This window comes from Rhizomicrobium palustre (assembly GCF_011761565.1).
Lineage (GTDB): Bacteria > Pseudomonadota > Alphaproteobacteria > Micropepsales > Micropepsaceae > Rhizomicrobium > Rhizomicrobium palustre.
On record NZ_JAASRM010000001.1, the window covers coordinates 2,143,958 to 2,160,655 of the forward strand.

At 60.1% G+C, this 16,698-nt stretch carries 14 protein-coding genes; 9 read left to right on the forward strand and 5 right to left on the reverse strand.

Annotated elements, in window-relative coordinates; all coding sequences use genetic code 11:
• Position 1: 1 nt before the first annotated feature.
• Entirely contained in the window at positions 2-2,140 is a 2,139-nt protein-coding gene (locus tag FHS83_RS09575; RefSeq protein ID WP_208414379.1) for a glycogen debranching N-terminal domain-containing protein, read from the forward strand.
• A 121-nt stretch (positions 2,141-2,261) separates the two neighbouring features.
• Positions 2,262-3,422 carry a serine hydrolase domain-containing protein gene (locus tag FHS83_RS09580; RefSeq protein WP_167082747.1) on the forward strand — a complete coding sequence of 387 codons (1,161 nt, stop codon included), beginning with the start codon at positions 2,262-2,264 and terminating at the stop codon, positions 3,420-3,422.
• Between the two features lie 68 nt (positions 3,423-3,490).
• On the opposite strand, the gene FHS83_RS09585 is transcribed toward FHS83_RS09580, so the two are convergent.
• Complete coding sequence (locus FHS83_RS09585; protein ID WP_167082748.1) at positions 3,491-4,441, reverse strand: 1-phosphofructokinase family hexose kinase; 951 nt, start codon at positions 4,439-4,441, stop codon at positions 3,491-3,493.
• Positions 4,442-4,737: 296 nt separating this feature from the next.
• Between FHS83_RS09585 and FHS83_RS09590 the strand changes: the two genes are divergently transcribed.
• From FHS83_RS09590 to FHS83_RS09605, 4 genes are all read left to right on the forward strand, one after another.
• Positions 4,738-6,075, forward strand: a complete 1,338-nt coding sequence (locus FHS83_RS09590) for a metallophosphoesterase (RefSeq protein ID WP_167082749.1) — start codon at positions 4,738-4,740, stop codon at positions 6,073-6,075.
• A 34-nt stretch (positions 6,076-6,109) separates the two neighbouring features.
• A complete protein-coding gene (locus FHS83_RS09595; RefSeq protein ID WP_167082750.1) occupies positions 6,110-6,307 on the forward strand; it encodes a hypothetical protein in 198 nt (65 codons plus the stop codon).
• Positions 6,308-6,522: 215 nt separating this feature from the next.
• The gene (locus tag FHS83_RS09600) at positions 6,523-7,542 is read left to right on the forward strand and encodes a cellulase family glycosylhydrolase (RefSeq protein ID WP_167082751.1); all 1,020 of its coding nucleotides are present in this window, start codon (positions 6,523-6,525) and stop codon (positions 7,540-7,542) included.
• A 36-nt stretch (positions 7,543-7,578) separates the two neighbouring features.
• Positions 7,579-8,646 (forward strand): glycoside hydrolase family 5 protein, encoded by a 1,068-nt coding sequence (locus tag FHS83_RS09605; RefSeq protein ID WP_208414381.1) that lies wholly within the window; start codon positions 7,579-7,581, stop codon positions 8,644-8,646.
• Between the two features lie 114 nt (positions 8,647-8,760).
• On the opposite strand, the gene FHS83_RS09610 is transcribed toward FHS83_RS09605, so the two are convergent.
• The 3 genes from FHS83_RS09610 to FHS83_RS09620 all read right to left on the reverse strand — a co-directional run bounded on the left by FHS83_RS09610 (position 8,761) and on the right by FHS83_RS09620 (position 11,747).
• Positions 8,761-9,429 (reverse strand): HAD hydrolase-like protein, encoded by a 669-nt coding sequence (locus FHS83_RS09610; RefSeq protein WP_167082752.1) that lies wholly within the window; start codon positions 9,427-9,429, stop codon positions 8,761-8,763.
• 30 nt (positions 9,430-9,459) lie between these two features.
• On the reverse strand, positions 9,460-10,245 hold the full coding sequence (locus FHS83_RS09615) for a TSUP family transporter (protein ID WP_167082753.1): 786 nt from the start codon (positions 10,243-10,245) through the stop codon (positions 9,460-9,462).
• A 200-nt stretch (positions 10,246-10,445) separates the two neighbouring features.
• The gene (locus tag FHS83_RS09620; RefSeq protein ID WP_208414383.1) at positions 10,446-11,747 is read right to left on the reverse strand and encodes a lytic murein transglycosylase; all 1,302 of its coding nucleotides are present in this window, start codon (positions 11,745-11,747) and stop codon (positions 10,446-10,448) included.
• 178 nt (positions 11,748-11,925) lie between these two features.
• Between FHS83_RS09620 and ykgO the strand changes: the two genes are divergently transcribed.
• The 3 genes from ykgO to FHS83_RS09635 all read left to right on the forward strand — a co-directional run bounded on the left by ykgO (position 11,926) and on the right by FHS83_RS09635 (position 14,332).
• A complete protein-coding gene (gene ykgO, locus FHS83_RS09625) occupies positions 11,926-12,051 on the forward strand; it encodes a type B 50S ribosomal protein L36 (protein WP_167082754.1) in 126 nt (41 codons plus the stop codon).
• Positions 12,052-12,127: 76 nt separating this feature from the next.
• Positions 12,128-12,685: a tetratricopeptide repeat protein gene (locus FHS83_RS09630; protein ID WP_167082755.1), complete on the forward strand. Its 558-nt coding sequence runs from the start codon at positions 12,128-12,130 to the stop codon at positions 12,683-12,685.
• Positions 12,686-12,793: 108 nt separating this feature from the next.
• Positions 12,794-14,332: a multiheme c-type cytochrome gene (locus FHS83_RS09635; RefSeq protein WP_167082756.1), complete on the forward strand. Its 1,539-nt coding sequence runs from the start codon at positions 12,794-12,796 to the stop codon at positions 14,330-14,332.
• Positions 14,333-14,394: 62 nt separating this feature from the next.
• Here the strand turns inward: FHS83_RS09635 and FHS83_RS09640 are convergent, their stop codons facing one another.
• Positions 14,395-16,326 carry a methyl-accepting chemotaxis protein gene (locus FHS83_RS09640; protein WP_208414400.1) on the reverse strand — a complete coding sequence of 644 codons (1,932 nt, stop codon included), beginning with the start codon at positions 16,324-16,326 and terminating at the stop codon, positions 14,395-14,397.
• Between the last annotated feature and the right edge of the window lie 372 nt (positions 16,327-16,698).

The window sequence follows — 16,698 nt, forward strand, 5'->3', positions numbered from 1 at the left end:
CGTGTCTGCTTCCGAACATCACGCCGAACGCCTTCGCCCCGATCCCCCACCGCGCCTGCGCCTCTTCTCGCTTAAAGACGGCGATATGTTCGTGGTGACGGATTCAGTGGGCGACATCTCTGGTCTGGGGGATGGTCTTTTCCGCAATGACACCCGCATCCTCTCCTATCTGCAATTGCGGGTAGGAGGGATGAAGCCGGTGGTGCTCAATACCGCCCGCAGCCGGAATAATGTGGTGCTCCGGGCCCATATGGTCAACCGACCGCCGAGCGCCCCTTCGGGCCATGAGCCGGGCGCGGTCCATATCGAGCGTACCAAACTCCTTTGGAATAATACGCTCTACGAACGCTTCCGTTTCACCAATTACGGCGATATTCCCGCAAGCCTGCCGGTAATGCTGCGCTTCGCCGCCGACTTTGCCGACATCTTCGAGGTGCGCGGCACAAATCGCATCCGGCATGGCAATCTGCATCGCCGCCAAACCGACAATAACCAGGTTCTCCTCATCTATGATGGGCTCGACAATGTCGTGCGCACCACGGTGATTTCCTTCTCCGATCCGCCCGCCAAGCTCGCGGTAGACGAGGCTCACTTCCAGATCGAGCTACAGACTGGAGAAGATCACGAACTCTATATCGAATATGGGATCGACCGCAGCGCCAAACCAGGGCGTCAACGCTATCGCTTGGCTGCGGCCTCCGCCAATGCCGCGATGCGGGTGACGAGTCGCAGGGGCGGGCGGGTAATGACCTCAGGCCTGCGATTCAATGAATGGATCGAGCGTTCGCATGCGGATCTGGCGCTGCTCACCACCGAAATGGAGACGGGGCCATTTCCCTATGCCGGTATTCCCTGGTTCTCTACCGCCTTTGGCCGTGATTCCATTATCACCGCGCTGCAGACCTTGTGGCTCGATCCTGCTATGGCGCGTGGGGTGTTGCGCTTTCTCTCCAAGATGCAGGCCACCGAGACCTCCTCTTTTCGCGATAGCGAGCCGGGCAAGATCATGCACGAAACCCGCAAGGGCGAGATGACTGCGCTCGGCGAATTGCCCTTCGGCCAGTATTACGGCGGCATCGATACCACGCCCCTTTTCGTCATGCTCTGTGCCGCTTATGCCGAGCGCACCGGCGATCTCGAAACCATCGATTCCATATGGCCAAATATCGAAGCGGCGCTGGGCTGGATCGAGCAGGTGCAAAGTGCGGTCGGCAATGGGCTTCTTGCTTATCGCCGGGGCGAGAAGACCGGCCTCGCCAATCAAGGCTGGAAAGATAGCGAAGATTCCATCTTTCATGCCGATGGCACTATGGCAGAGGGACCTATCGCGCTGGTCGAGGTGCAGGGCTATGCCTTCGCGGCCTTCCGGGGCATGGCCCGGCTCGCGGGACGGCGCGGTGATGATCGCGCCGCAACCCTTTGGATGGCGCGGGCCGAAGCATTCCGCAAAATCGTCGAAGAGCGCTTCTGGGACGAAGAGCTTGGCACCTATGGCATCGCGTTGGATGGCGAGGGTAGGCTCTGCCGTGTACGTGCCTCCAATCCCGGCCATCTTTTATACTGCGGCCTGCCAAGCCTTGAACGCGCTCAAAGGCTGATTTCGCTGTTGCGTACGCCTGCCTTTGATTCCGGCTGGGGTATTCGCACGCTCGGCCTCGGCGAAGCCAATTTCAATCCCATGTCCTATCACAACGGTTCGGTCTGGCCGCATGACACCGCGCTCTGCGTTGCCGGTATGGCCCGTTATGGCGAGCGCGCCAGCGCCGCACGGATGCTGAATCAGCTTTTCGAAGCCGCGGGCCATTTCAATATGGAGCTGCCGGAACTCTTCTGCGGCTTCCCGCGCCGCCCTGGCGAGCCGCCCGTACATTATCCCGTCGCCTGTTTGCCGCAGGCTTGGGCGGCGGGCGCCGCTTTCATGGTGTTGCAAGCCTGTTTGGGGGTGAAGGTGGATGGCTGGGCGGAAACGGTCACTGTGACCCGTCCTATTCTGCCGCCGCATATCCAGAAACTGTCCGTCAGCAATATCACCGTTGGTACGCGCGCTATCACGCTGCGCTTCGAGCGGCTGGCGGGCCATGTCGTGGTCTCTTCCGATGCCGCTGAGCATCACGACGTGCCGGTGATGCTGGAATTGTGAGCCATTCAAGCCCGAGCGCGCGGTTATTAGCAACACGCTGCGCCGGAGCATCCTTAGGCCGTCGCCTCCTAGAAAAGCTGCATAAATCCTCTACCATCTTGGCATGATTAGGGGAGGTTCTATGCGTCGCTTTGTTACCCTTGGGATGCTTTTCTGCGCCTTTACCTGCACTGCCTTTGCGCTTCCGAGCGGCCCGGCGATCGACGGTGAAGTCCAAAGCGTCATGGCCTCTACCCACGCCAAGGGACTGGCGCTGGCAGTGATCGATGGCGGCAAGGTCTCCTATGTGCAAAGTTTTGGCGTGCGCAATGCCAAGGGCGATCCGCTCACGCCTGACACGGTGATGTATGGCGCCTCGCTGACCAAGACCGTCTTTGCCTATACCGTTCTGCAATTGGTGGATCAGGGAAAGCTGAAGCTCGACACGCCGCTCAAGGATGATCTCGATAAAGCGCTGCCGCTTTACGGACCCGATCCTGTCTTTCCCAACAAATATGGTCCCTATAAGGATCTCGCGGGCGATCCGCGCTGGGAAAAGATCACCCCGCGCATGTGTCTGACCCATTCCACCGGCTTCGGCAATTTCTGGTTCTTGGAGCCGGATGAGAAGCTGCGCATTCATTTCGAACCCGGTACGCGTTTTTCCTATTCGGGCGAGGGCCTGATCCTTCTGCAATTCGTCATCGAGCATGGCCGTGCTGGCCTCGATCTCGGCGATCTGACCAAGGCCAATTTCGATCGTCTTGGCATGACACGCACGAGCCTGAAATGGCGCTCTGATTTTGCAGGCAATCTCGCTGATGGCTGGAACGACAAAGGTGAAGTGCAGGCGCATGATGAACGCAGCAAGGTGCGTGTTGCCGGCTCGATGGACACCACCATCTCAGACCTTTCCAAATTCGTCGCGGCGCTGGTGAAGGGTGACGGCTTAAGCCCAGCCTCGCGCGCCGAAGTGACCAAGCCGCAGCTCCACATCACGACAGCGCATCAATTTCCCATCCTGGCGCCTGATTCACCTTTGGCTGCGCAAAGGAAAGACCTTTATGCCGGGCTCGGCGTGGTGGTGTTCGATGGTCCGCAAGGCCATGGCTTTTTCAAGGGCGGTCATGACGGGCAAACCGCAAACACCATGGTCTGTCTGGAAAAGACGCAGCGCTGCGTTTTGATCCTTTCCAACGACGTGCGCGCCGAAACCGCTTTCTCGCGTCTGGTCCGCTTCATCCTGGGCGAAACGGGCGTGCCCTATGATTGGGAATATGGCGATTACGCTGGAAAATCGTGAGCTTGGTTCCAAAACAAAAACGGCGGACCTTTCGGCCCGCCGTCTCGCATTTGATATTTCGCTTTGGCTTACGCCGTGGCGAGGCTTTTGATCTCGACCTGCGGAGCGAGCTGCTCGACCACATCCGGCGAAGCAAGGCCGGTGCCGGGAGAGAGCAGGGCCGCGCAACCGCCCGCGATGGCAAAGCGGAAGGCTTCAGTCAGGCTCTTTCTCTGCGCCAGGCTGAGAATGAGCATGGCCACAAAGCTGTCGCCCGCGCCCACCGTGCCACGCACCGTCACCGGCGGCGGCTTGGCATAGATCGAGATGTCACGGCTGACGAGCAGGGCGCCATCCGGGCCCATGGTCAGAGCCACGATCTCGGCCTTGCCGTTGACCACAAGCTGCTTGGCGGCGGCGTGCGAATCTTCAAGGCTCGGCTCTTCGCCCAGGAATTCAGTGAATTCCGAAAGCGACGGCTTCACCAGATAGCAGCCGACATCCAAGGCATGCTTCAGCGGCGGGCCAGAGGTGTCGAGCACCAGGCGGGCGCCGCCCGAAACGCGCAGGTTGCGCGCCAGCCGGGCATAGAAATCATGCGGGACGCCGCGCGGCAAAGACCCCGAAGCCACCGAGAAGCCGCTGGAGGATGCCGCGGTGGTCAGGCCTAGGCCTGCCGTCCATTCTTCCTCGCCCAGCGTCGGCCCAGGCAGCACGAAACGAAATTGCTGACCGGTGGAAAGCTCATTGGCTGTGAAATTGGCGCGGCAGTCGCGCGCGATCATGAACGACTGATGGCGCACTTCCTCTGCCGCCACCAAACGCTCCAGCATCAAGCCGGAGGGGCCGCCCATCGGAAAAATTGCCAGCGGTTCAGCTCCGAACCGCTTCAGCACACGCGCCACGTTAATACCGCCACCGCCGGGATCGCGCCGCGTCTTCAGGCAGCGCATTTTGTGTTCGGTCATCATCTGTTTGACCGACACGCCCAGATCGATGGCCGGGTTCATCGTGAGGGTTACGATATTCTCTGTTTTCATTCCCTTCCTCGTACGGCCCGAGCCTCGCCCCGCCAACTTCTATGATCTAACTGACAGCCCTGTCATTCGATAACATATCACTGCGAGGTGGTGTATGTGCTGTAGGCCCAATTTGCGGGATGAATGGTCACAGCCGCAAGGTGCCTAACCTGAAGTGGAATCCGGTGTTTAGTGGTTTTGGGCTTCACCCCAGCTTTAAAACGCGAATGCGACATATCAGGCAAGACGTAGAACAACCTACAGAATACGCTGGTAACACCGCTTTGTTGCCAAGCTCTTAGACCAGGCGAGCCAAGATGACCCAGATTGCGCGAATCGCTGCTTTTTCCGTCCTCTGGATCGGGCTTTTTCCGGCCTTGGCCGAGCCTGAAGCTGGGCTTGGCGCCGCCGCCCTGAAAGCCTCCTGGACGCAATATGGCCCTGGCGGGATTTTGGAAGCCCGCGCGGTGGTAGAGGGGGAAACCTGTCCGACCCTCACTCAGGACCTCGAGCTTGCGCCGATGCAACCGCGAGCGGCGAAAAGCAAAGATTTCGCGCTTGTTTGTACCGCGCAGATTTCCGCCCGAACACGTCAGGCGGCGCTGGTCTTCGCAGGCGATGCGCAAAAGGGGGGCAAGATCGTGGTGCCCTTGGCGCTTCCAGCCAGCGAACCGCAACGCATTCTCGTTTTGGGCGACACCGGCTGCCGAATCAAAGGCTCGACGGTGCAGGATTGTTCCGATCCGGCGGCTTGGCCTTTCCCGCAGCTTTCGGCGGCGGCGGCCCGGCTGCGCCCCGACCTCGTCATCCATGTCGGCGATTTCCTATATAGAGAGAGTCCATGCCCGGTCGATTTCAAAGGCTGCCAAGGCACGCCCTATGGCGATAACTGGCCGACCTGGGATGTCGATTTCTTCGCACCCGCAGCCCCGCTTATGACCGCCGCGCCTTGGGTGATCCTGCGCGGCAATCACGAGGATTGCGCCCGCGCCGGCGCGGGCTTCCTCAGATTGTTAGGCCCAACCGCTTACGATCCCGTCGTGCCCTGCACCGATCATCTTTCCCCCTATGCGGTGCCGCTGAAGGGGCTGAATCTGGTGGTCAGCGATAATGCCAACGCGCCCGAGACCAGCCTGAATGACAAGCTGGTGGCGACCTATAGCGCCGAGTTCGCCGCGTTGGCCAAAGAGCCGTCGCCGAGCTGGTGGCTGATGCATCGCCCGATCTGGGGCCTTATCACCGGACCTTTGGGCATTCCGGCAGGCGGCAATCTCAATCTCATGGCCTCGGTGGGGGAAGAGGGGGTACCGGCGCCGGTCGCCTTGATGCTGGCGGGGCATATCCACACGTTCGAAGCCATCAACTACCAAGGCAAGCATGTGCCGCCGCAAATCGTCGCCGGACATGGCGGCGATCTTCTTGATCCTACCCCCGCCAATCTGAAAGGCGCGGTGTTCCAAGGTTCTTATGGCGTGTCGGTGAAGGACGGCATTTCAATTGGCGGCTTCGGCTTTCTGCTCATGACCAAGATGGGCGATAGCTGGACGATTGATGTCTACGACGCGCAAGGTCGCCCTGAACGCCAATGCCGCTTCGCGAAGGGACGCGTCGATTGTCCTGTGCCGGTGAACCTCAAGCGGCGGCGGGTGCCCTGAACCCCGTGATGATCTGCCCCTAAGCGGAGGATGAATGGCCGGACAGAAAATCGATAGCGGATGCTTCTTCCGCCTTGGCGCGGTGTTCTGGCTCATCATCGCGGCATTGGTGGGCGTGGCCCATTTCATCTGGCCGATATTTTCTGAGACCCGCGGCTTTGCCACCCTCTTTGTAATCGCGGCGCTCGCTTTGGGCTTTGGCCTTGTCTATCTCGCCAAGCCGAAAGAGTGATAACGCTCCCATTTTAGCGGCGCTGAACGCTCCCTGCGCCTGTTCAACCTGCGCTTTATCCCCCATGAAACGAGATGCACGCGCATCGCGATAGAAGCGCGACAAGTCATCCGAAGTCTCAAGCTCTTCGGCTTGTGACTTGACCGACCGTAAGCGCTGTCATTAGTTTCGCTCTCTAAGGGCAAATAGGCCCAAGCCCAAAACGGGAGGGAAGTGTGAAAGGTACTTTGGCGGCTTTCGCGGCCGCGTTGATGCTTGGCGGATCGGCGCTCGCAGGTCAGTTTGGCGAAGACTTCGTGCCGGTGGATGCGGCGGCGCAAACCGCTCAAATGGGTGGTGGCGTGAATGTGCTCGGCTATGATCCGGGCTGGGGTGATCCCTCGCTGTTCCGCTTCAAATCCGAATACTTCAAGGTCATCCGCGAGGGCGGCTTCAAGCATGTGCGTATCGTGCTGCAGGCCTTCCAGTATCAGGATGCGAACGGCAATCTGACGCCGAAATACCTGAACCAGCTCGATACCTTCGTGAAAGCCGCTTTGGATGCGGGTTTGACGGTCATCCTCGATGAGCATGATTTCGAATTCTGCGCCAAGGATGCCACAACTTGCGGCGTCAAGCTGAACAAGTTCTGGCAGCAGATTGCGCCGCGCTACAAGGATGCCTCCAACCGCGTGATCTTCGAGGTGCTCAACGAGCCCCATGGCGTGCTTACGGCGGAGCTTTGGAATAAGCAGCTCGTCGAGACGCTGGCCGTCATCCGCGCCACCAACCCGACCCGCAATGTCATCATTGGACCCGCCAATTGGAATGGGCTTGATGCGCTGCCGTCTTTGCAGTTGCCGGAGAACGACCGCCACATCATCGCGACCTTCCACTATTACCTGCCGATGGAATTCACCCATCAGGGCGCGCCTTGGGCTGAGCCCAAAATTACAGCGCTGTCAAGCATCCATTGGGGTACGCCGGAGGAATATAAATTCCTCTCTGACAAGTTCGATACCGCCAAAGCCTGGGCGACCGCGCATAACCGTCCCCTCTTCCTGGGCGAGTTCGGGCCCTACGATCCGGCCCCGGCTGAGGATCGCGTGAAATGGACCAAAGCGGTGCGTGAAGCCGCTGAGGCACGCGGCATGGCCTGGGCCTGGTGGCAGTGGGACGGCAACTTCATTTTGTGGGATTATACGAAGAACAGCTTTGTGGAGCCGATCCACTCCGCACTGATCCCCAAACCTTAATCCCTAGGCCCTGATCCTCTAGCAAAAGAGAACCAGATGAATTTCCCCAAACTCTTCGCCTTAGGCGCTGTCCTTCTGATCGCCCAAGGTTGTCAGATCAACGCCAAGCTCGAGTCGAACAGCCCTGCGCCGCAAGTGGCGGCGAGTGTGCCTGCGGAAACGGCGGCCAAGGACGCCTTTCTCCAGGTTGGGGAAATGAAGCGCGGTGTGAACGTGCTGTCTGAAGATCCCGGCTGGACCGACGCTTCCAAGGCGCGGTTCAAGCCGGAGTATTTCAAGAAAATCCACGACGCCGGATTTTCCACCGTCCGTATCGTGCTGAACGCTTTCAGCCATATGGATGATTACTATGTGCTCGAGACGGGATACCTCGCCCGTCTCGATACCATGGTGAAGGCCGGGCTTGATGCCGGGCTCAACGTCATCCTCGATGAGCATGACTTCAATTACTGCAGCAAGGATACCTGGAGCTGCCGTCAGAAGCTGAACGCCTTCTGGGCCCAGGTCGCCCCTCGCTACAAGGATGCTTCCAACCGCCTGATCTTTGAGGTGCTGAACGAACCGCACGAGGCGTTCACGCCCGAGATGTGGAACGATCAGATCAAGCAGACCCTGCCGATCATCCGCGCCTCCAACCCGACGCGCAATGTCATCATCGGACCCGGCTTCTGGAACAGCGCGGCTTATCTCGACAAGCTCGATCTGCCGGTGCCCGATCGCCACATCATCGTGACCTATCACTATTACGCGCCGATGGAGTTCACCCATCAAGGCTCGCCTTGGGTGCCGCAATATAAGCTGACGGGCCAGAATTGGGGCTCGGCGGCCGACCTTGCCCAGCTCAACAAGGACTTCGATGTGGTGAAGGCCTGGAGCAACAAGTGGAATCGCCCGATCCTGCTTGGCGAATTCGGCGCCTATGAAACCGCGCCGATGGATGGCCGCTTGCGCTACACCGATGCGGTGGCGCGTGCTGCCGAAGCGCGCGGCTTTGCCTGGGCCTATTGGCAGTTCGACAAGGACTTCATCGTCTACGACATCGCCAAGGATCAATGGGTCGAACCCATCCTCAACGCCCTGATCCCGCCTGCAGCGGCGAAGTAAATAATCTTGCGTGACCTCCCCCTTGCGGGGAGGTCGACGCGCGCAGCGGAGCGAGCACGTCGGGTGGGGGCACGCCTCCATCCGCTTCCCCCCACCCGAAATGGGTGAGGGCGTTTAGGCCTGCGCCATCTTCATCGCAGCTTCGGGAAGCTCGGCCGTGGCGGTGATAAGGCCATCGGCACCCGCGCTGGTCAGCTCGTCGCGTGAGCCATATCCCCACAAGGCGCCCAGCGATCGCATGTCGTTGGCCTTGGCGCCGAGGATGTCATAGCGGCGATCGCCGACCATGACGCAATGCGCGGGCTTCAGATCGTGCCGCGCGATGATATGCGCGAGAAGCTCGGGCTTGTGATCCAGAGACCCGTCATCGACGGAGCCATACATTTCTTCAAAGAAATGGGTGAGGCCAAGATGCTCCAAAATCCGCTTGGCGAATTGCACCCGCTTGCCGGTCGCCAGGAATAGCCGCGCGCCCGATTGGCGAAGCGTGGTCAGCGCCGTTTCAATGCCGGGATAGGGCGGGCTTTGGAAGAGGCCGCGGACGCTATACTCGGCGCGATAGGCCTTCACGGCTTCCGCGATGCGATCATCGCCAAAGGGCTTCAAGAGCGTGCCCATGATCACTTCGATCGGCGGGCCGATGATGCCAGAAAAATCCTGCGTCAGATCAAGTTCGTGCCCAAGCGTGGCGAGCGCAACTTTGCAGCTCGATAAGATTCCCGGCTCGGAATCGATCAGCGTGCCGTCAAGGTCGAGGAGTACGGTGGGGGTATCGTCAGACATGGCGGCCTATAGCATGACCTGCCGCGCGTCTCACCCGGTAATGATGCCCCACCACGACGCCAATGTGCCGTTCTGCCAGAGCAGGCGCACACTCATGCCAAGGCTGGTTACAATCAAAAGTGGCTTGATCAGGCCGGTGCCGTGCTTCAACACCATGCGCGCGCCGATCTGCCCGCCTGCAACCATGCCGCACGCCATCACCAGTGCGAAAGGCCAGACGATATGGCCTTTGACGAGAAAGAAGATCAGCGCGCCAAAATTGCTCATCAGGTTGTAGAGCTTGGCTTGGATGGTGGCTTGATCGAGCGAAAACCCTGCCAGCGCCACAAGCCCAAGCGCGAAAAACGTGCCTGTGCCAGGGCCGAAAAATCCGTCATAGGCGGCGACCAGGGGTACCAGTGTGAGCGCGACGGTAGAAAACGAAAATCGCGGCGCGCGTTGCTCTTTGCCGAAATCCGCGCTGAGCAGCAGCCAGCCGCAAATCGCCATCAAGAGAAACGGCACCAAGGCTTTCAACAGGCTGGGATCGATCAGGCTGACATAGGCCGCGCCGCACATCGCACCAAACATGGAGAGTAGCGCTGGGCGCCATAACAGGCGCACATGCAGCTTGCCCGCGCGCCAGAAATGATAGGTGGCGCTGAGCGAGGAGAAGATCGCCTGCATCTTATTGGTGGCGAGCGCCGAGACCGGCGGAATGCCTGTCGCCATCAATCCCGGCACGGTCAAAAGCCCGCCGCCGCCCGCCATGGCATCGATAGTGCCTGCCACCAAGGCCAGCACGAACAAACCCGCAAGCTGCAGAGGATCAACCATCTCCCACCTATTTCAGAGGGGGCGATGAGGGGCAAGGAAAAAGCCCCTGCGGTATGAGGTCTGCCACCTCTTCGTCATGGCCGGGCTCCGACCCGGCCATCCAGTCGGTGGAAGAGACTGGCACAACGGAGAAAGCGGTGCGGCGCATTCATGGATGGCCGGGTCGGAGCCCGGCCGTGACGGATAGGTTGAGGTGCGGATTAGGGCGTCGCCGTCTTGCTCTTTGCTTCCATCGCGATTTGGGTGAGAATCTCGGCGGTGGCGAAACCATCGGCGGGCAGGGCGTGGGCCTTCTGCCAGGCGCGGACTGCGGCGCGGGATTTGGCGCCGATCAGCCCATCCACCTTGCCAATATCAAAGCCGAGCTTTGTCAGGCTGTCCTGCAAGGCGAGGCGCTCATCGCGCGACAAGGGGGCGAGATCGCGCGGCCAAGCCCCCGCCACGGGTGCGGTGGGAGATGCGCCAGCCGCTGCCGCTTTCAGTTGATCGCCCAAGAGACACACCGCCAAGGCGTAGGAGGCGGCGTTGTTATATTTCAGCACGCTTTTGAAGTTAGGGAAGACCAGGAAGGCGGGGCCGCGCGCGCCAGCCGGAAGAAAGAGCGACGCCGGATCGCCCGATTGGGGCAGTTCGGTTCCGGCGGCGGTCTTCACTCCGGCCTTGGTCCAGGCGGAGACGGGCTTGGTGATGTCGAGATCGGCTTCTTCATAGGCAAAGCCGGGGGGCAGGGTGACTTCATAGCCCCAAGGCTTTCCGGCCACCCATCCCGCCCGGGAGAGGACATTGGCGGTGGAGGCCAGGGCGTCAGCCACATTCAGCCAAAGATCGATTCTGCCGTCGCCATCCCCGTCCACGGCGCTGGAGAGAAATGTGGTGGGCACAAATTGGGTTTGGCCAAAGGCGCCCGCCCAGGAGCTGGTCATGGCGGCGGGATCGTAATGCTCCTGCTCGGCCATTTTGAGGGCGGCGAGGAGCTGGGGCCGGGCGTAATCGATGCGCGGGCCCGCATAGGCCAGAGTCGCGAGCGCCTCGACCATCTTGTAGCTGCCGGCGCCCCGCCCATAATCGCTCTCATTTCCCCAGATAGAGGTGAGAATCTCCGCTGGAACGCCATATCTTGTGGAAATCTTGCTGATCGCCTCTTCGTTAGCGCTCATCGCCGCACGGCCATCCGAAACCCGTCGCGGCGATACCGCGCTATCGAGATAGGCCCAGATCGGTTTGGAGAATTCCGGCTGGTTGAGGTTACGGTCCTCCACCTTCTGATTGCGACTGATTCCCGCCACCGCCTGGTCATAGGTAGCCGCCGAAATCCCCGCCGCCAGCGCCTGGGGGCGGAAATCCAGCAAAAAGGCCTGAAAAGCCTGATCCTCCGCCAGCGGGGAGGGGGTAGGCACCGGCACGCCCGCCGCACCCGAAATTGTCGCCCCTTGCGCCCCATAAGAGGCGGCTATCAGGGCCAAAGATAAGAGATAGGCTAGAAATAGGACAACGCCACGCACAATACTCGCGCCCCCTTGGCTTAAATTGGGTCATTTCCCGCGCCTTCCCTATAGACCACAGGCCCCTCGGTTTTGCGACGAAAACCCCACAGTTGACACCTCATGCCCTGCCGACTAGAACCGCGCCTCCTTGGGCGGGACCACTCGCGCAAATGTCTGGAATTTCAAAAGGCGTGCCATGAAGATCCGTAACTCCCTCCGCTCGCTCAAGGCCCGCGACAAGGACTGTCGCGTGATCCGCCGCCGCGGCCGCACCTATGTCATCAACAAGAAGAACCCCCGCTTCAAAGCGCGCCAGGGCTAATCGCGACAGTTAATTCGGGGCCATGTCCCGGGTTACAAGCTGTTGCGCGCTTTTCTGGCTGCGCTAGGCTTGTGTGATGCGTATCTTGGCTTTCTTTGCCGCATGTCTGTTTACGGCTGGCGCCCTCGCGGCGCCGCCGGGCAAGCCTGCGCCACAGTCCTTCTTGGATAAGCTCCTCGGCCAGCTTAAAACGGTCGAGAATGCCGAAGATGCCAAGCCGCTGGAGACTCAGATTCTCGCGGCTTTTTTGAATTCCGGCAGTCCTAGCATCGATCTTCTCATGGGGCGGGCTTCGGCCGCGCTCACGGCTGGCAACAAAGACGTTGCCCGCCACCTCTATGAGTCTGTCACCAGCATCGCGCCCCATTACGCCGAGGGTTGGCATAAGCGCGGCCTGATGCAGTCCGAGGCGGGCGATGACGGCGCCGCTATGGTGTCGCTGCAAAAGGCGGTGGAACTGAATCCGCGCCATTTCGCGGCCATGGCTGAGTTGGGCGAGATGCTGGAGGATTATGGCGACAAGGCCGGTGCCTTGAAGATGTATCGCCGGGCCATCGCTCTCGATCCTCAATACGAGGGTTTGCAGCGCCATATCGATGGGCTATCGCGCGAAGTCGAAGGGCAGGGGATTTAGCTCAGCATATACACACGTCCACAACCCAGGATTTCTATCGTTTGTTGCTTTCGCGACAAGCGGGGATTGCGGTAATAATGAGGCAAGCTGATTTACTGGGGGCTTGCCATGCGAGCAGCGGCTTATGTTTTTTCGGCATTAGCTTTAGGGCTGTTGCTGCTGTTCACGGTGGCGCCTTCAAGTTTTGAAGCCCTCGCCAAGCCGCAAGCCAAAGCGGCGGCACAGGCGGCGCCCAAGGCCGCTGCCAAGCCGAGCTATCATTCGCCCTTCGCCAAGGTGAACGAGACCTGCATCACCTGCCACAAGGCGCTGCATCCCGCCCTCGTTTCCGAATGGCATGACAGCGAGCACGCCAAGCAGGGCATCGGCTGTTTCGATTGCCATAAGGCCGATAAATCCGACCCGGACGCCTTCGAGCATAACGGTTCCACCATTGCGGTGATCGTCTCCCCGAAGGATTGCGGCCAGTGCCATCAGAAAGAAGTCGCGCAGCAGGCGGGCAGCCATCACGCCAAGGCCGCCGACATTCTGAACTCGGTCGACAATTTCTTAGGCGATGTGATCGGCGGCCCGCCCGCGGTGGCGGCGGGTTGTCAGCAATGCCATGGCTCGACCGTGAAGGTGCTGCCGGGCGGCAAGTTTGAGCCCGCAACCTGGCCGAACACGGGTATCGGCCGCATCAATCCGGATGGCAGTGCGGGCAGTTGCTCGGCTTGTCATACCCGTCACGCCTTCTCCAAAGCGCAAGCGCGCATGCCGGAAAGCTGCGGTAAGTGCCACTTGGGTCCCGACCATCCGCAGATCGAGGTCTATAACGAATCCAAGCATGGCATTCTGTGGTCGGCCAACAAGGATCGCCTGAACATCAACAGCAAAGCCTGGATTCCGGGCGTCGACTACATGGCGGCCCCGTCTTGCGCGACCTGCCATATGGGGGCCACGCGCGGCCAACCGGTGACCCATGATGTCGGCACCCGGCTTAGCTGGACCTTGCGCCCCGCGATCTCGACCAAGATCAATCTTGTCGAATTTGACGATGGCTCAAAGACCGATATCCCGGAAGGCAAGCCTTTGCCGAAGGTGGGCGATAGCGTTGCGGGTAAGGACGGTAAGGCGCGCAAAGTCACCCAGGTGATGCATTGGGACGACCGGCGCAATCAGATGAAAGACGTCTGCACCTCTTGCCATGCGGGCGGGCAGGTGGAGGGCTTCTATAAGCAGTTCGATGATCTCGTCGACCTCTATGACGACAAATTCGCCAAGCCCGCCGCCGATATCATGTCGGAACTCTATAAGGCGAAGAAGCTCTCGCAGGCGCCGATGGATGAGAAACTTGAATGGACCTATTTCGAGCTTTGGCATCATGAAGGCCGCCGTGCGCGCCATGGTGCGGCGATGTCGGGCCCGGATTACGCCTGGTGGCACGGCACCTATGAGGTGGCGCAGAGCTTCTACTTCAAATTCCTGCCCGAGGTGAAAGAGGTCGCAGGCGATGAACTCTATAAGCAGCTGATGGACAAATACGTCTACAGCCAACCCGGCCATCGCTGGTTGAAAGACGGCATGAGCAAAGAGCAGCTTCAGAAGATTCAGGAGTTCTATCGCCAGCGCTATGGCGATCAGAATACAGGCCGCCCAGTGCCGTAAACACGGACCATAAAAAAAGGGCGCCGTTGCTGGCGCCCTTTTGATTTAGGCAGAGCAATCGCTCAGAACTCTTCCCAATCGTTCTGCGGCGCGGCCTCGGCAACCGCCACCGCCGCGGCTGTGCGGCTGTGACCGGCGGGCTGGAGCGCCACCGCTTTGCGCGCGGGTGTGGGGCGCGTTGCGACGGGTGCGGGGCGTGCCACGACAGGGGCTGCAGCCCGCGTCTCGCCGACCGAGAAAAATTGGACCATCTGGGTTAGGGCTTTGGTCTCGCTAGCAAGGTTGCGCGAGGCAGCGGTGGATTCTTCCACCATGGCGGCGTTCTGCTGGGTGACCTGATCCATCTGGCTGATGGCGGCATTGACCTGTTCGATGCCGGTGGATTGCTGCTCAGCGGCTTGGGCCATTTCACCGACGAGACCATTGATCTCCAGCACCTGATCGACAATGCGCTTCAAGGCTTGACCGGTCTCGCCGACATATTTCACGCCCTCGCCGACATGGGCGCTGGAGGTTGCGATAAGACCTTTGATCTGCTTGGCCGCTTCGGAGGAGCGCTGGGCGAGCGCGCGCACCTCGCTTGCCACCACGGCAAAGCCCCTGCCCGCATCGCCAGCGCGCGCCGCTTCAACGCCCGCATTCAAGGCCAGAAGATTGGTCTGGAAGGCGATCTCGTCGATCACGCCAATGATGTCGGTGATCTGCTGCGAGGATTGGGCAATGGCATCCATCGCCGTCACCGCGGTCTTCACAACCTGTCCGCTGCTTTCGGCAGCCTGTTTGGCGACTGTCGCGCTGCGCGAGGCCTCGCGGGCATTGCTGGCCGTCTTTTTGACGGTGACGGTGATCTCTTCCAGCGCGGCAGCGGTCTCTTCAAGGGAGGCGGCCTGCTGTTCGGTGCGGCGCGACAGGTCATCGGCGGCGCTCGAAATCTCGTCGGCGTTGCCTGCGATTTGGTGGCTGGTGTCGAGCACGTTCTTCACCGTGTCCTGCATCCGCTCCATCGCGCTGTTGAAGTCACCCTTCAACTTGGCAAAGGCGCCCGAAAGATTTGCCGTGACGCGATGGGTGAGATCGCCGCGCGCCAAATGATCAAGCCCTGCGCCAATGGAGGAGACAATCACCTTCGTCTGCTCTTCCTTGGCGCGCTCAGCTTCAAGAAGCTGGTCTTTGAAGCTGGTCATTGCTTCGGCCAGCTTGCCGATTTCGTCTTTTTGATCAGCATGAGGCACATGCGCTTGAAGATGGCCGCGCGCCAATTCACTCATCGCCTCGGTCATGGTCGTGAGCGGTTTGGAAATACCCCGTACCAGGACAATCGCGGCCACGACGCAGAGGCTGGCTGCCACGATGAGCGCTATAAGAATAAGGATCCTGGCGATCGCATAGGTCTGGGCACCTTTGTTGCCCGCCGCGATACCGGCGGCGCGATTAAAGGCGACGTCCTTCTCAACACTTGCGATAAAGACGGTATACTTGGCGCGCATCTCACCCAGGAAGAAGGCGACACCGGCATCACGGCCTTGAGTCTTGATGATCTCGTCCAGCCGGTCCTGAAGCGGCTCATACTCCTGCCTGGTTGCTACGATCTTGTCGGCGAGTGCGCGCTCTTCGCCATCATCGATGCTGGCGGCGTATTTGGCCCAATAGGCATCGGCTTCGGCGCGGTAGCGGGCGATGGATTTTGTCATGGCCACCCGCTGGGCGTCTGTCGACGCCATGGCGAAATTGGCCTGGGCAACCCGCGCGCGGGTCATGTTGTATTCGAATTGGCTGAGATCGCCGAGACCGGGCAGCCAGTTATCCCTTACTTCGACGGAATTATTGTTCACCTCTGAGAGGCTTGCGACGGCGAAGAGGCCGAGCCCGATCGTCACCGCCAATAGCAGCGCGAAAACGCCCCATAGCTTTTTACTGACTGCTACATCTTTAAATCGCACGGTAATGTCCTCGCGTGCCGGAATGCCTGCCGCGCGATAGAGCGCGGCGGACAAGCGCGGCGTTTTCCTGTGCTAGGGAAAATGCGGGTAGGAACTTTACGAATCTTAAGCGCGGCGTGTGGAATTGAACGCCAGGCACAACCTGCACGAAATGACGTTCCCTGTACTGAACGGCATTTTGTTCGTGTTGCAAACGACCTGCCCGAGGTGCGTCGTAAGTGACTGGAAAATTTGGCTTTCCCCATGTGCCAAAAGGGAGGACTTATTTTTGACGTGAACTTCCCGTTGAGCCAAAATCTGGCCTGTGGCGGTATGACGCGCCGTTGTCGTGCGGGATTTTCCGCATAGCCAGGATGGCTGGCCCAGCGATGAAACAAAAAGGGCGCGGGATGTGCTCCCGCGCCCTGATCGATCTTCGCTTTCGCG

Bases quoted from the DNA above. Each gene is read 5' to 3' on its own strand.
- FHS83_RS09580 (WP_167082747.1), top strand. From the start codon at position 2,262: ATGCGTCGCTTTGTTACCCTTGGGATGCTTTTCTGCGCCTTTACCTGC.
- FHS83_RS09585 (WP_167082748.1), bottom strand. From the start codon at position 4,441: ATGAAAACAGAGAATATCGTAACCCTCACGATGAACCCGGCCATCGAT.
- FHS83_RS09590 (WP_167082749.1), top strand. From the start codon at position 4,738: ATGACCCAGATTGCGCGAATCGCTGCTTTTTCCGTCCTCTGGATCGGG.
- FHS83_RS09595 (WP_167082750.1), top strand. From the start codon at position 6,110: ATGGCCGGACAGAAAATCGATAGCGGATGCTTCTTCCGCCTTGGCGCG.
- FHS83_RS09605 (WP_208414381.1), top strand. From the start codon at position 7,579: ATGAATTTCCCCAAACTCTTCGCCTTAGGCGCTGTCCTTCTGATCGCC.
- FHS83_RS09610 (WP_167082752.1), bottom strand. From the start codon at position 9,429: ATGTCTGACGATACCCCCACCGTACTCCTCGACCTTGACGGCACGCTG.
- FHS83_RS09615 (WP_167082753.1), bottom strand. From the start codon at position 10,245: ATGGTTGATCCTCTGCAGCTTGCGGGTTTGTTCGTGCTGGCCTTGGTG.
- ykgO (WP_167082754.1), top strand. From the start codon at position 11,926: ATGAAGATCCGTAACTCCCTCCGCTCGCTCAAGGCCCGCGACAAGGAC.
- FHS83_RS09630 (WP_167082755.1), top strand. From the start codon at position 12,128: ATGCGTATCTTGGCTTTCTTTGCCGCATGTCTGTTTACGGCTGGCGCC.
- FHS83_RS09635 (WP_167082756.1), top strand. From the start codon at position 12,794: ATGCGAGCAGCGGCTTATGTTTTTTCGGCATTAGCTTTAGGGCTGTTG.